At 70.3% G+C, this 13,209-nt stretch carries 10 protein-coding genes, 2 tRNA genes and 1 pseudogene; 8 read left to right on the forward strand and 5 right to left on the reverse strand.

Annotated features, from left to right (window positions below):
* A pseudogene (locus tag B118_RS0100005) lies at window positions 1-699 on the reverse strand (hypothetical protein); the annotation flags it as partial.
* 344 nt (window positions 700-1,043) lie between these two features.
* A complete protein-coding gene (locus tag B118_RS0100010) occupies window positions 1,044-2,723 on the reverse strand; it encodes a DNA repair helicase XPB (protein WP_026185685.1) in 1,680 nt (559 codons plus the stop codon).
* A gap of 421 nt (window positions 2,724-3,144) precedes the next feature.
* Between B118_RS0100010 and B118_RS0100020 the strand changes: the two genes are divergently transcribed.
* Entirely contained in the window at window positions 3,145-3,381 is a 237-nt protein-coding gene (locus tag B118_RS0100020; protein WP_018222559.1) for a hypothetical protein, read from the forward strand.
* Window positions 3,382-3,427: 46 nt separating this feature from the next.
* Here B118_RS0100020 and B118_RS0100025 read toward each other — a convergent pair whose 3' ends face one another.
* Window positions 3,428-5,890, reverse strand: a complete 2,463-nt coding sequence (locus B118_RS0100025) for a helicase-associated domain-containing protein (RefSeq protein ID WP_028192239.1) — start codon at window positions 5,888-5,890, stop codon at window positions 3,428-3,430.
* Between the two features lie 208 nt (window positions 5,891-6,098).
* Between B118_RS0100025 and B118_RS0100030 the strand changes: the two genes are divergently transcribed.
* Entirely contained in the window at window positions 6,099-6,485 is a 387-nt protein-coding gene (locus B118_RS0100030; protein ID WP_026184694.1) for a cold-shock protein, read from the forward strand.
* On the opposite strand, the gene B118_RS0100035 is transcribed toward B118_RS0100030, so the two are convergent.
* Entirely contained in the window at window positions 6,446-7,339 is an 894-nt protein-coding gene (locus tag B118_RS0100035) for a 1,4-dihydroxy-6-naphtoate synthase (protein WP_027645716.1), read from the reverse strand. The genes B118_RS0100030 and B118_RS0100035 overlap by 40 nt on opposite strands.
* Before the next feature lie 67 nt (window positions 7,340-7,406).
* On the opposite strand from B118_RS0100035, the gene B118_RS0100040 reads away from it, so the two are divergent.
* A complete protein-coding gene (locus tag B118_RS0100040; RefSeq protein WP_018222563.1) occupies window positions 7,407-8,660 on the forward strand; it encodes an MFS transporter in 1,254 nt (417 codons plus the stop codon).
* Window positions 8,661-8,701: 41 nt separating this feature from the next.
* On the opposite strand, the gene B118_RS0100045 is transcribed toward B118_RS0100040, so the two are convergent.
* Window positions 8,702-9,154 carry a hypothetical protein gene (locus B118_RS0100045; protein WP_027645718.1) on the reverse strand — a complete coding sequence of 151 codons (453 nt, stop codon included), beginning with the start codon at window positions 9,152-9,154 and terminating at the stop codon, window positions 8,702-8,704.
* A 403-nt stretch (window positions 9,155-9,557) separates the two neighbouring features.
* Here B118_RS0100045 and B118_RS0100050 point away from each other — a divergent pair, with 403 nt between their 5' ends.
* The 5 genes from B118_RS0100050 (at window position 9,558) to B118_RS0100070 (ending at window position 13,208) form a co-directional block, all read left to right on the forward strand.
* On the forward strand, window positions 9,558-12,086 hold the full coding sequence (locus B118_RS0100050) for a putative bifunctional diguanylate cyclase/phosphodiesterase (RefSeq protein WP_027645719.1): 2,529 nt from the start codon (window positions 9,558-9,560) through the stop codon (window positions 12,084-12,086).
* 92 nt (window positions 12,087-12,178) lie between these two features.
* Window positions 12,179-12,251 (forward strand) — tRNA-Thr (locus B118_RS0100055).
* A 24-nt stretch (window positions 12,252-12,275) separates the two neighbouring features.
* Window positions 12,276-12,348, forward strand: a tRNA-Met gene (locus B118_RS0100060).
* Between the two features lie 133 nt (window positions 12,349-12,481).
* Window positions 12,482-12,649 (forward strand): 50S ribosomal protein L33, encoded by a 168-nt coding sequence (gene rpmG, locus B118_RS0100065; protein ID WP_012184342.1) that lies wholly within the window; start codon window positions 12,482-12,484, stop codon window positions 12,647-12,649.
* 112 nt (window positions 12,650-12,761) lie between these two features.
* On the forward strand, window positions 12,762-13,208 hold the full coding sequence (locus tag B118_RS0100070; RefSeq protein WP_018222566.1) for a MaoC family dehydratase N-terminal domain-containing protein: 447 nt from the start codon (window positions 12,762-12,764) through the stop codon (window positions 13,206-13,208).
* The last annotated feature ends 1 nt before the right edge of the window (window position 13,209 follow it).

Below are 13,209 nucleotides of genomic sequence, written 5' to 3' on the forward strand. Positions count from 1 at the left end.
CATGTCAAGGGTGCCGACGGTGCCGTCCTTGGCAGCGAACCAGAGCAGTCCCGACCAGTCCGGCAGGGCCGACACGATGCCGCTGGTGCCGATGGCGGGGGTGAGGTCGTAGCTGCGTTGGGGTACGAGGCGGTCGTCCTGGACGGCGACGACCAGGATTTCGCCGGTGTTGGTCGGGATGATCGCCTGGTCGTGGTTGTCGAGGTAGAAGTACGCGCCACCGACGGCATCGGTGGGGCTGGCGCTGGCGGCACCAGGCAGGCTCAGGGCGGTGATCGTGTCGAGGGTGTTCGGATCCAGGAGAAGTAGCCGAGGTGCCTGGCCCGGGGTGATGCAGACTGTGACGATCCGGCCCTTGGAGTCGAAGGTGACCGTAAGGCACACTCCGCCCTGCAACCGGCTGCTCACCGTCAGGTCGCGCCCAGAAGGGCCGGGATTGTGGTACGCGTCGGTCTGGTAGGCGTCGCCATGCATGTTGCTGGTGCCGTTGGCGGCCATGAAGGGATGTCGCGGCACCGCTGCGGTGTCGATGGGGTGGGCTGTGGCCGGCTGAACCGTGAACGGCTGTAGTCCGACACCGCGGGGATCGACGGGGATGGGCAAGCTGCGCCCAGCCGCACTGTCGACTGCGGTCGTGCTGGGTAGAGTCAGGCCAATCACCGTCATGGCGGAGGCCAGGGCGAGACTTCGCTTGCGCATGTTCATGGTCCCGACTGTCGACGAATATCGATAAAGAGTGAAGTGTAGAGGTGTGTCGATTGCGTCGGCAATGGGTGGTAGGGCCCCATGGCGGGGGCGATGACCTGGTTCGTCAACCAGTAGCGTGATCGCGGATGGTCGATAGCTAGAGTCGCGCCGCATCAAGGGTAGATTGCGGACTTTCCGGTCGAGCTATGCCTTGATGCTCGACATCTGGGCTGAGGAGGAGTGCCTTCTCCGCCGGTTTCGCTCCGACATGGACAAGGCCCTAAACTCCGCCCGACCGGGCGGAGTTTAGGGCCTTGTCGGCGTACGGTGTGGTGGTCGAGCCCTGATCGGGTGGGTCAGTCGACCGAGGGGAGCGAGGGGCCGAGGACATCGTCGGCGTCCACGATCGTGTAGGCGTACCCCTGCTCGGCGAGGAAGCGTTGCCGGTGGGCGGCGTACTCGGTGTCGATTGTGTCCCGGGACACCACCGTGTAGAAGTGCGCCTGCCGGCCGTCGGCCTTGGGCCGGAGCACCCGACCGAGCCGCTGCGCCTCCTCCTGCCGGGAGCCGAACGTGCCCGACACCTGGACCGCCACCGCCGCCTCCGGCAGATCGATCGAGAAGTTACCCACCTTCGAGATCACCAGGGTCCGCAGCTCACCGGAGCGGAACGCGTCGAAGAGCCGCTCCCGCTCCCGGTTCGTGGTTGACCCCTGCACGATCGGCGCGTCCAGATATTCCCCCAGCTGGTGCAGCTGGTCGATGTACCCGCCAATCACCAGGGTCTGCTCGCCCGGGTGTCGGTCGAGCAGCGCCTTCACCACCGGCAGCTTGGTCCGGGTGGTCGCCGCCATCCGGTAGCGCTCCTCGGCCTCCGCCGTCGCGTACGCCATCCGCTCGGCCTCGGTGAGCGTCACCCGTACCTCGGTGCACCGGGCCGGGGCGATCCAGCCCTGCTGTTCGATGTCCTTCCACGGTGCGTCATACCGCTTCGGACCGATCAGGCTGAACACGTCCCCCTCCCGACCGTCCTCGCGAACCAGGGTGGCGGTCAGCCCCAGCCGGCGACGGGCCTGCAGGTCGGCGGTGAACCGGAAGATCGGTGCGGGCAGCAGGTGAACCTCGTCGTAGACGACCAGACCCCAGTCGCGTGCCCCGAACAGGTCCAGGTGGGTGAAGGCGCCACCGCGTCGGGACGTCAACACCTGGTACGTGGCGATGGTGACCGGACGGATCTCCTTGCGCTCACCCGAGTACTCGCCGATCTCCGCCTCGGTCAGCGACGTACGGGCCACCAACTCCCGCTTCCACTGCCGCCCCGCCACCGTATTCGTCACCAGGATCAGCGTGGTCGCCTTCGCCTCGGCCATCGCCGCCGCCCCGACCAGGGTCTTCCCCGCACCGCAGGGCAACACCACCACGCCCGACCCGCCGGCCCAGAACGCCTCCACCGCCTCCCGCTGGTAGGAGCGCAGCGTCCACGGCTTTCCGCCGTCCCCGCCAGCCTCGGCCAGCTCGATCGGGTGGGCCTCACCATTGACGTACCCGGCCAGGTCCTCGGCCGGCCAGCCGAGCTTGAGCAGCGCCTGCTTGAGCCGGCCGCGCTCGGACGGATGCACCGCGATGGTGTCGTCGTCGAGCTTCGTGCCGAGCATCCCGGCGAGCTTCTTGCTCTTGGCGACCTCGATCAGCACCACCCGATCCACGGCCCGCAGCACCAGGCCGTGCGCCGGGTCGTTGATCAGTTGCAGCCGGCCATACCGGTCCATCGTCTCGGCCACGTCGACCAGCAGGGCATGTGGCACCGGATAGCGGCTGTACGTGATCAGCGCGTTGACGACGCCCTCGGCGTCGTGCCCGGCAGCCCGGGCGTTCCACAGGCCCAGCGGGGTCAGCCGGTACGTGTGTACGTGCTCCGGTGAGCGTTCCAACTCGGCGAACGGCGCGATCGCCAACCGGCAGGCCTGCGAATCGGGATGCTCGATCTCCAACAGCAGGGTCTTGTCCGACTGCACGATCAGGGGTCCACCACTCACGTGAGCGCCTCTCTTGATCTTCGGATGCCGGCCGTCGTGCCGGGCATAAGGCCACGGGACGACCATCCAGTGTTACACGCCCCGCACCGGAGGCAGGATTTTTGGGCGCGCATGCAACCTGGCGGGGCACTGGTACGTCTTGCAGGGTGACGACTAATGCGGGTGGGTCTCACGTTCCTGCTTCCGGGCCGCCTTCCGGACCGTGCCCGCACGGTCGTCACGCTGGTCGGCGCCGGTGCGTACGCGTTCGATCCGCGGCCGAGGGCGGCGGGGTCGGGGGCCCGCGTCGGTCGGGGCGGCGGAGCCGCCAACGGGGGCGGGCGCAACGCCCGGGCCGGACCGGCCGGTGGTGGTGCTGGCCCACAGCCACGGTGAGTGTCACCCTGGATCCTCCAGGTTCGTCGATGGCGGGGAGGGCGGAATGACCGTCGACCAGGACGTGATGACCGAGACGCCGCGGAGACCCGATCCGCCTGTCTCCGCCGGCACCATGGTCGCCTACGTGGCTGGCGGGGTGCTCCTGTTCGGTTGGTTCCTGTTTGGTCTGCTGGTGCAGCGGCAGGGCCTCGTGGACTCGGTCGGCGAGACCGCCGGTACGGCGTTCGGTCTGCTGCTGGTGGTCGCGGTGGTCGGCACGTTCCGCCGTGACCGGCGCTGACCTGTCGTCCTCTTCCCGCGCGGCCGGCGCTGACCCGTCGCGGCGTTCAGTCCGCCAGCACCGCTGCTGCCACCCGGTGTAGGGCGAAGGTGTGCAGCATCTCGGTTCGCTCGTCTTCCGCCCGTAGGTAACCCGCCCCGATCGACACCGGACGGACCAGCCGGGAGGCGGTCGCCCCGTGTGCGTCGACATACCCCACCCAGACCAGCGCCTTGTCCCGAACCGCCTGCTGGAGTACGGCCAGCGCGTCGGTGTGGCGGTGCGCGGTTCCGGCGCCCTCCTGGCCGCGGAGCGACGCCGGTGCCCGCTGCGCGGCCCGGGTGGCGGCGTCGCCCCGCCGGATCTGCTCGACCATGCCGAGGAGCCGGGGCATCGGGAGCCTCGGGGCGGTGGCTGGGTCAACGATTCGGGCGGCGGTGCCCGGCGAGCGCGCCGGCGCCCGGCGGGTCCTGGGCCGGGTGAGTACCGCCGCACCGGTGGTGTCCTCGGGCACCGGCGCGTAGCCAGCCTCGCGCAGCGTGGCGAGCATCCGGTTGACCGGGCCCGGAGTGACGAGCACGGTCGGCGCGAGCCGGCGGAGCGCCAGCACCTCCAACCGGCGGTCGGCGAGTACCTCGCCCAGCAGCGCCTCATCGTCGCTGCGTAGGTACGCCCCGGTGGCGCCGACCCGCAGCCCGCCGTGCCGGCGGGCGACGTCGTCGACCAGGTAGGTGAGCCCCTGCGGCACCGGGGTCCGCGATCGCCGGGCGAACAACCCGTGTAGGTCGTCTGCCGAGTAGCCGGCGTCCAGCGCCCGCCGGACACTCGCCGGGGTCACCCGGTGCACGCTGGCCCCACCGGCCGACTCGTGCTCGGCCACCACGTCCAGTTCGGCGGCGAGGGGCGGGTCAGCCGGTCCGGGTACGACGACGGTCAGATCGGCCTGCACCAGGAAGTGGTCAACCGGGGCGGGTAGCAGCCCGTCCAGCGCCCGTACCGCCGTTGACGGCTCGCCGTCGGCGTGCAGGCCCAGCGGGTCGTCCGCGTCCCGCTGCTCGCCGGCGGTGGCGGCGAGCAGTAGCCGCCCGTACGAGGTGAGCGCCCCCAGCCCGGTCACGCCCAGCGTGGCCGCTTCGGTCAGCACCTCCCGGTGTGCCGCCTCCCGTCCCCGGCTGCGCCGGGGCGCTCGCCAGTCCAGCAGCTCCAACACCTCGTCCGGGGTGGGTGCGGTCGCCGGCTCCAGGTCGGCGAGGACACCGAGCGCCGTCTGCCGGCCGATCGGCGCCCCAGCGCGTTCCGCCTCGGGGGAGAGCACCGTGATCGGGCGGTCCCGGTCGTCGCGTTTGCCGACCAGCCCGGGTTGTCGGGTCATCGTCAGCCAGGCCCGGGCCAGCTGCTCCCACCGTTGCGCCAGCGAACCGGCGCGCCAGGCCTCGTATCCGGCGCTCGGCAGCACCTGCTGCTCGGCGCCGGCCCGGGGCGCGGCGATCCCGGGCGCCTCCAGCTCCCCGGTCAGTCCGGCGGCGTGCGCCGTCTCCAGCAGCAGCGCGGCGGTCGGTTCGTCCAGGCCGAGGGCGCGGGCCAGCCGGCGCAGGTCGCGGACGCCCAGGCCACCGGAGCGAAGCACCGAGGCCGGCTCCGCGGCGAGCTGTTCCAGCAGCGCCTCGGCTTGGCGGACCACCTCCATGGTCTGGCCGGCCCCGGCTGAGTCGACCGCCTTCGGTTCCCGGGGTGGGGCCGCGACCTGTGGCGGGTCGGTGGGCATGGGTCCGAGCGTGCCGGTATCCCGGCGGAGCAGGAGCCCCACCTCCCGGGGCAGCTCGACAGTCCCGGGCCGGCCACCCCCACCGGTGGTGACCGAAACCAGGAGCCGGTGGTCAACCAGCCAGCGCACCGGTGAGCCGGTGGGTGGGCCGCCGTTCGTGGGGTCCGGGGGCAGGACATCCTCGGCGCCCAGGGGCGGGGCCTGCAACGCCCCCGGTGGCACGCTGCCGACCGGCGGACCGGCGGCGAGCCGATCGAGGATGGCCCGCGCCGACGGCGGGGCCGAGAGCAGGGTGCGCCGCAGCTTCGCCGGGTCCGCGCAGAGGGCCGCCGCCCGCGAGTCCAGCTCCGCTGCCGGTCGGCCCAGCCCCGCGGGGTACGGGGAGATTTCGTCGATGCCGCCGATCACATGTAGGTGTTCGTCGGGTCCGTACAACAGCAGACGGGATCGGAGTAGTCGCACCGCTTCGCGGACGGCGGCCGGGTCGGGCGGGCGGGCGTTGGCCGCGGCCATGGCGAGGATCACGTCGAGGCTGGTCGTGTCGGCCGCTGCGTCGCGGGTGAGCCGGGCGGCGTCGAGGACCTGAAGCGTGAACCGGTCCAGGCTGTCCAGCACGCGGGCCACCGATACCCGGGACTGGGCTCGGATGGCGAGCGCGGCGAGGTCGGTGGGGACCGGTACGACCAGGTCCGGCCGCTGCTGGAGCAGGGCCGCGAGCGCCTGGTCGGGCAGCGCACGCAGGTGGTCGGCGAGTGAGTTGGTCATCGTCTTTCCACGCTAGCCCGACGGGTGCCCGCTCCGCCCCTCGGTCGGCCAGTCGCCCCCACCGCATCGGTGACCGCCGTACCCGTGGCAGCCGCGGCCGGGGTGGCGCCGGTGCGCGATGATCTCACTGGATTCCCAGCGGCGCCCAACGCCGCGGTCCGGCTAGCCTTAGAGCAGTAGACGTCGTGAGTGAAGCAGAGGTTTTCAAGTGCCGACGGGTCGAGTGAAGTGGTACGACGCGACCAAGGGATACGGGTTCGTCACCAGTGACGAGGGCGGCGACGTGTTCCTGCCCAAGGCGGCGCTTCCGGCAGGTGTCACCGACCTCAAGGGTGGGCAGCGGGTCGACTTCAGCGTGGTCGACAGCCGCCGGGGCACCCAGGCGATGGGGGTCAAGCTGTTGGAGGCCCCACAGTCGGTGGCGGAGCTGCGTCGTCGCCCGGCGGAGGAGCTGCACGGCCTCGTCGAAGACATGATTAAAGTTCTGGAGGCGAAGGTGCAGCCGAACCTACGCCGTGGCCGGTTCCCGGACCGGAAGACCGCGCAGAAGATCGCTCAGCTGGTCCACGCGGTCGCCCGTGAGTTGGAGGTCTGAGGCACCAGGCCGGCGTCGGCGGCCCGGCCCAGCAGCGCGTTGACGGCGGCGTACCCGGCTGCGCCCAGGTCGGCGGTGAACTCGTTCACGTAGAGGTCGATGTGCTGCTTGACCACGTCGGGCTCCATCTCCTGCGCGTGCCTCAGTACATAGTCGTGGCTGGCCGCCGGGTCCGCCCAGGCGCGGTGGACCGACTCCCGGATCCATCCGGTGGCGGCCTCGGGATCCACGCTGCCGCGGCGGGCGAGAATCGCGCCGAGCGGGATCGGGAGGCCGGTGTCGGCCTCCCACCACTCGCCCAGGTCGACCAGGGCGGTCAGCCCGTGCCGGGGGTAGGTGAACCGGGCCTCGTGGATCACCAGGCCGGCGTCGTATCGGCCGGCGGCGACCCCCGGCATGATCTCGTGGAACGGCACCACCTCGATCCGGGCGGGTGGCCGCCCGGCTGACCAGAGCCGGAAGAGCAGGTAGGCCGTGGTCCGGTCACCGGGTACCGCAACCGTGGCCCCGGTGAGGTCGGCCCGGTCCGGGGCCCCGGTCACCCGGCTGCCTGAGCCCTCGGGTGCCGCAGCAGGGGCGAGCGTCGGGTCGGGTCGGGTCAGCACCAGGGGTCCGCATCCCCGGCCGAGTGCTCCACCGCAGGGCAAGAGGTGGTAGTCGTCGAGCAGCCACGGTAGCGCCGCGTAGCTCACCTTCACCAGGTCGAAGGCGCCCCGCTCGGCGGCCGTGTTGGTCACGTCCACGTCGGCGTAGGTCACCGTGACCGCGGGGGCGCCGGGGACCTGCCCGTGCACCAGCGAGTGGAAGACGAACGTGTCGTTGGGGCAGGGCGAGATCGCCAGCGAGAGCGTCACGCACCTACGGTAGCCCCGCGGTACGGCCGTTCCTGGCCGGCCTTGTGGCAACGGCCAAGATCCGGCATTGTCCGGTGGTCCAGATCCGCGTCCTCGCCGCCGGAGGCCCCAACTGCCCACCTCGTACCTGCTCTGGCTCGTCGGGATCCTCGCCTCGCTGCTGGGTAACTCGTTGTTCTACTTTGCCCTCGGTTGGCAGGCGAGTGCGCATGGCGGTGCCATCGCCGGTCTGGTGCTCACCGCCATCACGCTGCCGCGGGTGCTGCTGCTCCTGATCGGTGGGGCGGTCGGGGATCGGGTGAGCGCACGCCGAGTGCTCATCGCCGGCGATGCGGCGATGCTCGTCTTCTCGGTCGCCCTGGCGGCAGCGGCCTACCATCTTGGCGCGCCGCCCTGGTTGTTGCTCACCGCCGGGGTTGCTGTGGGGGTCGCCGACGCCTTCTATCTGCCAGCGTCCGGTTCGATGCCGCGACGGCTGGTCAACCCGGACCAACTGCCGCGGGCCCTGGCGCTACGCCAGGCCGGCGGTCAGCTGGTGGCCGTGGGCGGCGGTCCGCTCGGCGGGGTTCTCGTCGGGTTGGCCGGGCTGGCGGGGGCCGCCCTGGTCAACGCGGTGACCTTCGCCGCGGTACTGATGCTGCTGATCGTCATCCGGCCGCGGTACGGTGGCCCGCCACCGCCGGCGGGCAGCGGGGTTGTCCGCGACGCCTTCGACAGCCTCCGCGTCGGCTTCCGGGATCCGCTCCTGCGTCCCGGGTTGACGATGACCGGGGCCGCGGCGGCGTTCCTGCTCCCGGTGCTGTCGTTACTGGTCCCGCTGCTCGCGCGGGCGGAAGGCTGGGGAGCGGAGGCTGCCGGTCTCATCCTTGGGGCGCAGAGCGTCGGCATGCTGGTCGTCACCTTGGCTGTCGCGCGCCGAGGCCCGCTCGGCCGGCCCGGTCTCCTCTCCGCCTGGGGCCTGTTGACAGCGAGCGTTGGCGTGCTCGGGTTGGCGCTCGCACCGACCGCCGCTGTAGCCCTCGGCGCGGCGGTGGTGCTGGGACTCGGGAGTGGTCTCTTCGCCGCGCACATCGGGCCCCTGATCCTGGGGACGACCCCGGAGACGCACCTGTCCCGTATTCAGGCCCTGCTGACCCTGGTGCAGAGCCTGGCCTCGTTGGTCATGCTCAACGTGCTCGGCACCGTCGTCGAACACCGTGGTGCGGTGGTGGCGGTGGTGATCTGCGCGGTGGCCACCAGCGGCGCCGGGCTGCTGGCGCTCCGGTCCGCGCCGCTACGCACCACTCGGGTCGGGCTCACGACGGTCCCGGTCGATCGATGAATGATCGCGTGGCGCTGCCCGAGCCGCGCTACCAGGCCACGTTACGGAGTTCCCGCCTCCGGCGTGGCCTCGTGCCCCCGCAACCCGTGGGTACGGCGCCGCTGCTTCATCTCCGCCTCGTAGATGTGCCGCCGCCCACCGGCCAGGCGCTCCCGTGCGTCCCGCTCGATCTCCTGGAACGTGGCGTGGTAGCCGTCGTCGAACTCCTCCACGACCTGGAATGTCCATCGTCCGGGTAGCACGTTGCGGCCCAGCAGCTCGTGCTCGACCCGGTCGGCCGTGTCGTCGTGCCCGGCCTCGCGGAGCAGCCGTACCACCCGGTCGAGGGTGAGATCTGCTTCCCCGATGAGCTGGTGTGCCGAATACAGGTGACCACGTGCCCGGTGGACTGTCTCCAACGCCTCGCTCAAGCCGCCCAGTGCTTCGACGGTGGCGTCATCGACCCCTGCTGGCCGAGCGTGTTCCGCGTCTACCGATCTGTCCTTGTTTGACATGTGATCGATTACCCACGAACGGTGGAACCGTACCCAGTTGCTGCGTCGAGATTCGTGGCAGATCAAGGTAGGTCAGGATCATTCCTTCTGTAGCGGCAAAAGGATGCTTTTGCCCAGATCTGTCGTTTTCTAGATCCGTCCCCCGTCGGCTTTGCCGGCGGATTCACGTATGGCACCATCGTGACACCGGCAACATTCGCGGATCCCCTCCCGGCAGGAGTTCACCGATGTCTGGACTGTCACGTCGCTGGCGAAGTGCCCTCACCTTCGCGGTATTGGCCGCGCTCGGTGGCCTCCTGGCCTTGGACTCGGGGGTGCAGCTCGCCGACTTTATTTGGGTCTAGCCGTGGAGGCTGGCATCGCAGTAGGCAGGTAGCGTCCGCACCGTCAACCAGGGGGCGGAATGTCAGGCAGTCCACTGCCGGTGCGTAGGACCACCGAGCAGGTCTGGCTGATCATCGCCCCGCTGGCGATGGTCGCGGTCTTTGGGAGTATCTTCCTGGCGCTCGCAGCCGAGCCGCCCCCCGGTGACCTGGCTATCGCCGCCGCCCTGCTCGTCGTGATGATCGCGGCTGGTGCCGGGGTCCTGCAGATCGTCGTGCGCCGGGAGGCGCTCGAGGTGGTCGTCACCGAGATCCCACTCGTGCTGGCGTTCTACTACCTGCCGCCCTTTACGGTTGTGGCGCTCATCGTGCTGTCCACCCTGGTCGGGCTGCTCTGGCGTCGGCTCGGCGCGGTGAAGGTCTGGTTCAACGTGGCCTGCAAGGGCGCGGCGGCCTCGCTGGGCGGCGTGGTCCTGGTCGGGCTCTCGGGAGTGGACGGAGTAGGGCCCCGGACCTGGGCGGTCCTGTTCGCCGCGGTCACCGTGAACTCGGTTGTCTCCCTGACCGCGATCAGTGGTGTCGTGAGTCTGCTCCACGGCTGGCAGGCGGGCTGGGAGCTGTTCCGCAGGTCCCCGGTGCCGCTGGTGGTCAACTCCATCAACGTGGCGATCAGCCTGATCCTGTTGCTGGCGCTGGAGTCGACCTGGTGGTCAGTGCTGTTGATTGCGGTGCTGGCCGTTGCGATGGTGGTGGTCTACCGCTCGTATGCGCAGTTCCTCCGGCAGCACCGCACCTTGAGCAGCATGTACGAGCTGACTCGGGCGATGACCGAGGGCGGTCGGGAGGGCGCCGTCGCCGACCAGCTGTTGGGCCGGATCCGAGCCCTGATGCAGGCCGAGTACGCGACCCTGTGGCTCCCCGCGCAGGGGCGGTTTCCCGAGGTGCTGCTCAGCGCTCGGATGGGCGACCGGGGTCTGCTCGATGTTGCGCCCACCCCAGCAGACCTGCGGGAACAGGTCCGGGAATCCGGTGTGACCCTTGCCGTCGGGCGAGCCCTCCCGGACTCCGCTGACGCTTGGGGAGACCTGACCGGCCACGGGGTGAAGGACGTGATCGTCGTCCCGTTACGGTCGGGTCCGGCGGTGATCGGCACACTGGAGGTCGTCAATCGGCTCAGCGAAGGAGTTTTCTTTACGCCGGATGATGTCCCTGTCTTCGAGACCGTCGCCGCGCACACCGCGGTCGCGCTCGAGAATTCCCGGCTGGTTGACCGACTGCGGCACGACGCCTACCACGACACGCTTACCAAGCTGCCCAACCGGCGGCGGGTCACCGAGGCGCTGGACGAGGCGGTGAAGATCCGGGCGCCGGGTGAGGTGGTGGCGCTGCTGCTCTTCTCGGTTGATCGACTCCGGGAGGTCAACGAGTCTCTCGGGCGGGCTGCCGGGGACAAGGTGTTGGTCCAGGTCGCCGCGCGGCTTCGGTCCTGCGCGCCGTCCTCGGCACTGGTGGGACGGGTCGGCGGGGACGCGTTTCTGGTGACCCTTCGGCTGGCGGGGTCGACTGCGGCCCTGGAACTGGCGGCGCGGATGCGGGAGCAGATCCGGGCCGTGGTGACCTTTGACGGGCTGACCCTCGACGTGGATACGGCGGTGGGTGTCGCCGTGCACCCGGAACATGGCGAGGGGTCTGCCGCGCTGCTGCAACGGGTCGACCTGGCCGTACGGGCAGCCCAGTCCGCGCCCGGGAACGTCCAGCTGTTCCACCCGGCGTTGGAGTCCCGGTCGCTGCGGCGGCTCGGTCTCGCCGGCGACCTGCGGCGGGCCCTGGCCAACGGGGAGCTGGAGGTGTATTTCCAGCCCAAGGTCACCCTGCCCGACCGGCGGTTGGTGGGCGTCGAGTGCCTTGCCCGCTGGGAGGACCGGGCCCACGGGGCGGTCTCGCCGGAGGACTTCGTGGCGGTTGCGGAGTACACCGGTCAGCTGGGGCGGCTCACCGAGTTTGTGCTCCGGGAGGGGCTACGGCTTAGCCGTGACTGGGCGCCCGGGGGTCACCCGCTCTCCGTCGCGGTCAACCTCTCCCCGCGTACGCTGACCGACCAGCACTTCCCGGAGCGGGTGCGGGAACTGCTCGGGGAGTACGGGGTGCCGCCGCAGCGGCTCACGTTGGAGATCCGGGAGTCCGGGGTGCTGGACGGCACCGACCGCCCCATTCCGACCCTGCGGCGCCTGCGTGATCTGGGCGTCCGCCTGTCGGTGGATGACTTCGGTACGGGTAACTCGTCGCTTGCCCACCTGCGCCGGCTCCCCGTGCACGAGGTGAAGGTTGATCACCGGTTTGTGCAGGGGATGGCGACCGACCCAGGTGACCTGGCCATCGTCAACGCGGTGGTGACGCTCTCCCAGCAGTTCGGCCTCGCCGTGGTGGCCGAGGGGGTGGAGAGCGAGTTGACCCTGGAGCTTCTCCAGGACATCGGGTGTGAGTACGGGCAGGGGTTCCTGTTCAGCCGTCCGTTGCCCTATGAGCGGCTGGAGGCGTGGTTCGGCGCCCAACTGGAGTCGGGAACAGCGGCCGCGGGGGAGCCGCCGCGGCTGCGGGTCGTGCCGTGAGCTGGGCTCACCGGCCACCGGGGGATCCGATTTCAGCTCCGCGATCCCGCCGTGTACGCTTACCTCTGCACGGCCACCGAGTGGTCGCGCAGGCCCCCTTAGCTCAGTCGGCAGAGCGTCTCCATGGTAAGGAGAAGGTCTACGGTTCGATTCCGTAAGGGGGCTCAGAGGGTCCGGCTGGACCCACCCGGCGGTGTAGCTCAGGTGGCAGAGCAAGCGGCTCATAATCGCTGTGTCGCCGGTTCAAGTCCGGCCACCGCTACTTTCGTCCATCGGGCCTCACCCGGCGGATGATAGGACGGGCGCCTTCGGCGCCCGCTTTGCATGTCCACGTGCTTAGCGCGTAGGCTGATGCGTCCGTAGTTGTCACCCATTTACGAGGAAGGCACTCCGCCGTGGCGAAGGCGACCGATGTCCGGCCGAAGATCACTTTGGCGTGTGTGGAGTGCAAGGAGCGCAACTACATCACGCGCAAGAACCGGCGTAACGACCCGGACCGTATCGAGCTGAAGAAGTTCTGCCCGCGGGACGGCCGGCACACGATCCACCGCGAGACCCGCTGATCCTGGCGGTCCGCCGCTGATCTATCCACGGTCGCCGATCCGCCGACCCGTGTGGCTCTACCGCCGCCGGTCGGGTGGGTCGGCGGCCGTGTTCTGCGTGTAGGTTCGCGGCATGTCCCTGGACCCCTCCTTCGTCGGCCGGACCTACCCGCCGACCGCCCCCTATCAGGTGGGCCGAGAGAAGATTCGTGAGTTCGCGACCGCGATCGGCGCTACCGAACCGGCCCATCACGACCCGATCGCCGCTCGTGCGCTCGGCCATCCGGACGTGGTCGCCCCGCCGACCTTTCCGGTCGTGGTCACCATGGCCGCCACCCATCAGATCGTGGCGGATCCGGACCTCGGCGTCGACTACAGCCGGGTCGTCCACGGTGATCAGCGCTTCGCCTACACCCGCCCGGTTGTGGCGGGGGACGAGCTGGTCTGCGTCAACACCATCGAGGAGGTCCGCACCCGCGGCGGGCACGGGTTCCTGACCACCCGCACCGAGGTCACCACGCCGGAAGGTGAGTCGGTGGTCACCGTCTGGTCGAAGATTGTCGTACGGGGGGAGGGCTGAG

This window comes from Salinispora pacifica CNR114, from assembly GCF_000514775.1.
Lineage (GTDB): Bacteria > Actinomycetota > Actinomycetes > Mycobacteriales > Micromonosporaceae > Micromonospora > Micromonospora pacifica.

Excerpts from the sequence above, each read along its gene's own strand:
- B118_RS0100070 (WP_018222566.1), top strand. The coding sequence starts at position 12,762 with ATGTCCCTGGACCCCTCCTTCGTCGGCCGGACCTACCCGCCGACCGCC.
- B118_RS0100050 (WP_027645719.1), top strand. The coding sequence starts at position 9,558 with ATGTCAGGCAGTCCACTGCCGGTGCGTAGGACCACCGAGCAGGTCTGG.
- B118_RS0100045 (WP_027645718.1), bottom strand. The coding sequence starts at position 9,154 with ATGTCAAACAAGGACAGATCGGTAGACGCGGAACACGCTCGGCCAGCA.
- B118_RS0100020 (WP_018222559.1), top strand. The coding sequence starts at position 3,145 with ATGACCGTCGACCAGGACGTGATGACCGAGACGCCGCGGAGACCCGAT.
- B118_RS0100025 (WP_028192239.1), bottom strand. The coding sequence starts at position 5,890 with ATGACCAACTCACTCGCCGACCACCTGCGTGCGCTGCCCGACCAGGCG.